The organism is Peribacillus psychrosaccharolyticus ATCC 23296 (assembly GCF_000305495.1).
GTDB lineage: Bacteria > Bacillota > Bacilli > Bacillales > DSM-1321 > Peribacillus > Peribacillus psychrosaccharolyticus.
The window spans coordinates 1-4,500 of record NZ_AJTN02000170.1 but is presented as its reverse complement, the minus strand read 5'-3'; the positions used below and the strand labels follow the sequence as shown (position 1 = coordinate 4,500).

The window sequence follows — 4,500 nt, the reverse complement described above, 5'->3', positions numbered from 1 at the left end:
TATAGATTTTCACCAGTATGATTGGGGCGATCCTATTCATGAATTTCATAAAATCGGTATCTTCAATCGGGAAGTAAGCATTCCTTTTTCAATTGGACAAATAAGAGGTTATTTTATTAATACTGAACCGGATGAATATTTTTGGAGGCTTTATTCACTTTATCTAGCAATGTTTGACTTCTCTACTGTAATATGAACCTTAAAAACTGTTCCAGACAACATAAATGATATGTTAAGTAAAGTTCACACTTTTTTAGAAGATCATAATTACTTTAGTAAATTAAAACCTAAATGGTATACAGAAGAGATATAAGTTTGAAATTCTTTTTTATATACCTGTGCAAGAAACAATTAAACCAACAGCATCCATCACGATGAAAAATTTATCAAGAACCAGGCACTAAAAAAAAGTTTCATCATATATATGGGATATCCGATCGGATTTGTTGAGGAGGATATCATGCAACCTATGTTACCTATAGAAAAATATTTTGGGCAGTTTGAACTGGTGCATGCTTTTTATGGGGCTATGCCTACAGGTGTCAGCGTTTCCGAAACCGGTCGTATTTTTGTTTGCTTTCCGAAATGGGGAGACGACGTTCAATTTACTGTGGCGGAAATTATTGAGGGTGAATTGCAGCCTTATCCCAGTTTAGAAACTAATTTGGTTAATACCGAGAATATTACTATGTCTTTCGTCAGTGTCCAAAGTATCGTTGCTGATGGAAGAGGAACACTTTGGGTACTGGATACAGGGGCACCAAATTTTTCTGAACCTATACAAGGGGGAGCAAAATTAGTTTCTGTTGATTTAACCACGAATACAATAAGGAGAGTATATACCTTTTCAGAAGATGTTGTCTTGCCAACAACTTATTTGAATGATGTCCGTTTGGATTTTCGGGTTGGAAGAGCAGGTTATGCATATATAACGGATTCTTCTTCCAGAGGGCCAGGGGGTATTATCGTCGTAGATTTAGAAAATGGGAACGCGTTTAGACGGTTAAATGGGGCAATATCAACTTCACCTGATCCCTATTTTTTACCGAAAGTAGAAGGTGAAATTTTGATGAATCGAAACCCGGATGGCTCGACTTTCCCATTTAGATTGGCTTCCGATAGTTTAGCGATTTCTCCTGATGGAAAGGTTTTATTTTATGCTCCACTAACCAGCCGGCAGCTGTTCTCGATCTCAACAGAAGCCCTAAGAGACACAAGGATTCAGGACATGAATTTATCCCAATATGTGCAGTATTGGGGTGAAAAAGGTGCGTCTGATGGCATAATCACCGGCGCAAAAGGAACTGTTTATGCGGGAGACTATGAAAACAATAGTATCCGGAAGATATTGCCGAATGGCACAATGGAAACCATCGCACATGACCCGAGAATTTTATGGCCGGATACTTTTTCGATTGGCCCCGATCAATACTTATATGTCATTGTGAATCAATTACATCGGCAGGCGAGATTTCATTATGGAAGAGACTTACGGGAAAAACCATACAGTTTACTTCGGATGAGAATTGATGAATTCCCTGCTCCTACCTTTTCATAATAATCTTAAACGAAGGTAGTTATCCCTCATCTGAGGTGACCCCGAAAAGTTAGACTTTTATGGAGAGGAGAAATCCTCTCTATTTTTTATTGTATTTAAACGATTTACCGTCATTTCTGGACTAGTTCCTCAGAAGAAGAGTACGAATAGTAGCGTTACCCCTTGCTTCACATATTGAATGTTTGTTATTCACTATGCTGCTGCTTGGTTTTGCTGATATTGTTCTTTATACGTAACGGGACTTTGCCAATCTAATTTAGACTTCATCCGTTTATAATTGTAATAAATGATGAATTCATCAACCGCTGTTTTAAGTTCTTCCAAGCTAGTGTACGTATTTCCGTAATACATTTCTTGTTTCATGATCCCAAAAAAGTTCTCCATTGGTGAGTTATCCAGGCAATTCCCCTTTCGGGACATACTTTGAAAAATACCGTGATCTTTCAGTTTCTTGGCATAGGATTTCATTTGGTAAGCTCATCCTTGGTCAGAATGGAACCTTACGCAGAGGATATATAACTCCCGATTCTATTATTTATTTCAGACCCTTAGCGAGACACGGAACCTTAAATGCTGGCACTTTAGTAGCAGTAAATCTGTAGTTCTTCTCCTGTTCGGGGATTTTTACCCGCTCTAGCTGCTCGATCACGCACTTCAAATGTGCTATTATATAGAGGAGCCTGCTCGCGACACTCATGCGGGAACAGCACGAGCCTAATATTTAAAAAACTCAATTTACTCCCCTTCAGGTACAATATAATCAAATAAACAAAAAAGATTATAATAGAAAGAAGATTTCTGAGAAATCATTTATACCGAACTAATTGGGGGGTGTAGAAATGAATGTTGAAACAGTGATGCAGCAATTAGAAGTTTTAGGCAAAGAACGTACGAAAAAAATGTATATTTCAAACGGTGCAAAAGAACCTGTATTTGGTGTCGCAACGGGCGCTATGAAGCCCATCGCAAAACAAATTAAAATAAATCAACCTTTAGCAGACCAACTTTATACAACAGGCAATTATGATGCTATGTATTTTGCAGGTATTATTGCAGATCCTCTTCAAATGACGCACGATGATTTTAATCGTTGGATTGACATTGCATATTTTTATATGCTGTCTGACTATGTTGTTGCTGTTACATTAGCAGAGTCACCTCTCGCTCAAGACATTGCCGATGAATGGATTGCAAGTGGCGAAGAGCTTAAAATGTCAGCTGGATGGAGTTGCTATTGCTGGCTTCTTGGGAGTCGAAAAGATGAGGAATTTTCATCGCCAAAATTACTGGACATGTTACAACTAGTCAAAAACACGATACATGAAGCACCTGAACGCGCAAAAGCTTCAATGAATAACTTCTTAACGACTGTCAGTGTTTCGTTTAAACCGTTACATGGGCAGGCACTTGAAATCGCACAAACTGTTGGTCCCGTTGAAATACACCGTGACAATAAAAAACCAAGTATTATCCACGCATATGAAAATATTTTAAAAGAAACTGAACGTAATCGAATCGGATTTAAAAGAAAATATGTCAGATGCTAACGGGAGAATTTCTATGAAATATGATCATTTAGTTGATAAAAATAAACGTGAAGCATATATAAAACTCGTAGAAACGATTGAACAAAACTTACCAAATGGATTTAAAAAAGTTGAAGAGTATGGTGGAATAGGCTATGTAGTACCGCATTCTCTCTACCCAAAGGGCTATCATGTAACACCGGACAAGCCTCTTCCATTTCTCGGTCTTATCGCACAAAAGCAACATATCGGACTATACCATATGGGCATTTACGCTGATACAGAACTTTTACAATGGTTTCAACAAGAATATGCGAGGCAAGTACCCACAAAACTAAATATGGGTAAAAGCTGTATTCGCCTAACAAACACGAAGCACATACCATACAAGCTTATTGGTGACCTCCTACAAAAGATAACTCCCCAGCAGTGGATTGAGCTTTATGAAAGACAATTAGTGAAAAAATAATGGGTTATTTCTGCCCTATACTTATAACAGTGAAGTTGAAAGTTTTTTACTATAACTACCCATTCGATTAAAATTTGAGCAGTATTTTTGAAGTCTATTTTCTATAAGCCCTTTTTTTATAAAAAAATACCCTACAGACATAGTCCCCAGGGTATTTTAAACGTAAGCGTCAAACTTTACCTACCTACTAAAACCCAAAGATCTATGTGATAATCTCCTCAAGTGTTACTTGAAGGAGGTTTTTTAATGGACAGACAAGCCCTAAGAAACGAGTGGAAAGCACGGATTGTTGATTTTCAATCTAGCGAATTGCCTATTAAAGAATGGTGCCAAAATCAAAATGTTACCTACTCACAGTTCCATTACTAGAAGAGAAAGTTTAAAGTACAACCAAAACCACTCAGTGGTTGCCAGTTGATCTCTATGATCAAGTGGATGAAACAGAGCCTAGTATTTTAATTCGGGTGAGAGGCATACCTGTAGAAGTGAAGCCTCATTTCAATCCTGAGCTTCTACTCCAAGTAGTTCGGACGTTGAAAGAGCAATGATCAACGATGTTTCCGAAGAAAAAGTTTACTTAGCACAAGGAAAAACAGATTTAAGAAAATCCATAAATAGATTAGCAGCTCTCGTTAGAGAAGAGTTTGATTTAGATCCCTTCTCTCCTTGTCTCTTTGTTTTTTGTAATCGCTCACGCGATAAGCTTAAACTCCTACAATGGGATCATAATGGATTTTGGTTACATTATCGCCGGTTAGAAAAGGGGAAATTCCACTGGCCGTCACACGATCAGGCTATTCCTCTGGCCGTGACTAGGAGGCAACTTCGTTGGCTACTTGACGGACTACCTCTACAACAACGTCAAGCGCATCGGGAAGTGAAAGCAAGAACGATTATTTAATTTTTTAAAGTAAATTTGAAGGAGTTTGTAGGAATTCGTAGAATTC

Annotated in this window: 5 protein-coding genes and 3 pseudogenes; 6 read left to right on the top strand and 2 right to left on the bottom strand. The window is 37.9% G+C overall.

What is annotated here, in order from left to right; all coding sequences use genetic code 11:
* Positions 1-196, top strand: a pseudogene (locus tag WYK_RS25580) (aminoglycoside phosphotransferase family protein); the annotation flags it as partial.
* A 264-nt stretch (positions 197-460) separates the two neighbouring features.
* Complete coding sequence (locus WYK_RS08570; RefSeq protein ID WP_040374108.1) at positions 461-1,558, top strand: L-dopachrome tautomerase-related protein; 1,098 nt, start codon at positions 461-463, stop codon at positions 1,556-1,558.
* A 192-nt stretch (positions 1,559-1,750) separates the two neighbouring features.
* Here the strand turns inward: WYK_RS08570 and WYK_RS08565 are convergent.
* Together WYK_RS08565 and WYK_RS25575 are read right to left on the bottom strand one after the other, a co-directional pair.
* Positions 1,751-2,056, bottom strand: a pseudogene (locus tag WYK_RS08565) (transposase); the annotation flags it as partial.
* A gap of 37 nt (positions 2,057-2,093) precedes the next feature.
* A pseudogene (locus tag WYK_RS25575) lies at positions 2,094-2,220 on the bottom strand (HU family DNA-binding protein); the annotation flags it as partial.
* Positions 2,221-2,397: 177 nt separating this feature from the next.
* Between WYK_RS25575 and WYK_RS08560 the strand changes: the two are divergent.
* The 4 genes from WYK_RS08560 to tnpB all read left to right on the top strand — a co-directional run bounded on the left by WYK_RS08560 (position 2,398) and on the right by tnpB (position 4,454).
* On the top strand, positions 2,398-3,105 hold the full coding sequence (locus tag WYK_RS08560) for a DNA alkylation repair protein (protein WP_040374107.1): 708 nt from the start codon (positions 2,398-2,400) through the stop codon (positions 3,103-3,105).
* Positions 3,106-3,118: 13 nt separating this feature from the next.
* Entirely contained in the window at positions 3,119-3,553 is a 435-nt protein-coding gene (locus tag WYK_RS08555; RefSeq protein WP_040374106.1) for a DUF1801 domain-containing protein, read from the top strand.
* Between the two features lie 246 nt (positions 3,554-3,799).
* Positions 3,800-3,922 (top strand): IS66 family insertion sequence element accessory protein TnpA, encoded by a 123-nt coding sequence (gene tnpA / locus WYK_RS26010; RefSeq protein WP_268870021.1) that lies wholly within the window; start codon positions 3,800-3,802, stop codon positions 3,920-3,922.
* 175 nt (positions 3,923-4,097) lie between these two features.
* Positions 4,098-4,454, top strand: coding sequence for an IS66 family insertion sequence element accessory protein TnpB (gene tnpB / locus WYK_RS08550; RefSeq protein ID WP_040374105.1), 357 nt, complete (start codon positions 4,098-4,100; stop codon positions 4,452-4,454).
* Positions 4,455-4,500: the final 46 nt, after the last annotated feature.

Excerpts from the sequence above, each read along its gene's own strand:
- WYK_RS08570 (WP_040374108.1), top strand. The coding sequence starts at position 461 with ATGCAACCTATGTTACCTATAGAAAAATATTTTGGGCAGTTTGAACTG.
- WYK_RS08560 (WP_040374107.1), top strand. The coding sequence starts at position 2,398 with ATGAATGTTGAAACAGTGATGCAGCAATTAGAAGTTTTAGGCAAAGAA.
- WYK_RS08555 (WP_040374106.1), top strand. The coding sequence starts at position 3,119 with ATGAAATATGATCATTTAGTTGATAAAAATAAACGTGAAGCATATATA.
- tnpA (WP_268870021.1), top strand. The coding sequence starts at position 3,800 with ATGGACAGACAAGCCCTAAGAAACGAGTGGAAAGCACGGATTGTTGAT.
- tnpB (WP_040374105.1), top strand. The coding sequence starts at position 4,098 with ATGATCAACGATGTTTCCGAAGAAAAAGTTTACTTAGCACAAGGAAAA.